At 79.0% G+C, this 1,331-nt stretch carries 1 protein-coding gene; it reads left to right on the top strand.

Going from position 1 to position 1,331, the window contains the following annotated elements; genetic code table 11:
* Positions 1 to 1,331 (top strand): helicase-associated domain-containing protein (locus AE652_RS41485; protein ID WP_049661176.1); only part of this gene is annotated, 1,331 nt, incomplete at both ends.

Genomic DNA, 1,331 nt, shown 5'->3' with positions numbered 1-1,331 from the left:
GCCGCCGCCCCGCGCGACCCGCAAGCCGTGGACGCCGCCGCGGCCGGCCAGGCGCACACCGCCGTCAAGACCGTCGAGGAGCTGCTGGACGGCTGGGGCCTCACCCCGCCGCTGACCCTGCGCGCCGGCGGCCTCGGCGTCCGCGACCTCAAGCGCACCGCCCAGGCCCTGGAGAACACCGAGCAGCAGACCGCCTTCTGGCTCGAACTCGCCTACACCGCAGGCCTGCTGGCCCCCGACGGCGAGGTGGACGAACGCTGGGCCCCCACCCCGGGGTACGACACCTGGCTGCACCTGGACACCGCCGAGCGCTGGTCCGTCCTGGCCGGCGCCTGGCTCGCCGCCACCCGCGTCCCCGCCCTCACCGGCACCCCGGACGGCCGGGGCAAGCCGCGCGCCGCCCTCGGCCCCGAACTCGACCGCACCCTCGCCCCGTCCGTCCGCCGCGCCACCCTCGCCCTGCTCGCCGAACTGCCGCCCGGCACCCCGGCCACCGCCGAGGAGCTGCTCCCCGCCCTGCGCTGGCAGCGCCCGCTGCGCGGCGGCCCCGTCGGCCCGGACGGCCGCGACCTGCGCGACGAACTCACCGCCTGGACCCTCGACGAGGCCGAACTCCTCGGCATCACCGGCCGCGGCGCCCTGGCCGCCCCCGCCCGCGCCCTGCTCACCGCCGAGTCCGACCCGGCCGAGGTGCTCGCCCCGCTGCTCCCGCAGCCGCTGGACCACGTGATCCTCCAGCCGGACCTCACCGCGATCGCCCCCGGCCCGCTGCTCACCCCGCTCGCCCAGGCCCTCGCCCTGTGCGCCGACATCGAGTCCAAGGGCGGCGCCACCGTCTACCGCTTCACCCCGGCCTCGGTGCGCCGCGCCCTCGACGCCGGCCGCACCGCCACCGACCTGCGGGCCTTCCTGGAGCAGCACAGCCGTACGCCCGTCCCGCAGCCGCTCGCGTACCTGGTCGACGACGTCGCCCGCCGGCACGGCGTCCTGCGGGTCGGCGCCGCCTCCTCCTACCTGCGCTGCGACGACCCGTCGCTGCTCGGCGAGGTCCTCGCCGACCGGCGCTCCGCCGACCTGCGGCTGCGGCTGCTCGCCCCCACCGTCCTCGCCTCCCAGGCCGCCCCGGACGTCCTGCTCGCCGCCCTGCGCACCATGGGCTACGCCCCGGCCGCCGAGTCCGCCGAGGGAGACGTGCTGATCACCCGCCCGGACAGCCGCCGCACCCCGCCCCGGACGGCCCCCGTGCCCGTCCCCGACGGACCGCCCGCCCCCGACGACACCCTGCTCGCGGCCGCCATCAAGGCCATCCGGGCCGGCGACCGCGCCGCCAC

The organism is Kitasatospora sp. MY 5-36, from assembly GCF_001182915.1.
Lineage (GTDB): Bacteria > Actinomycetota > Actinomycetes > Streptomycetales > Streptomycetaceae > Kitasatospora.
The sequence above is the reverse complement of the archived record's forward strand: the minus strand, read 5'-3'. Positions and strand labels throughout refer to the sequence as shown.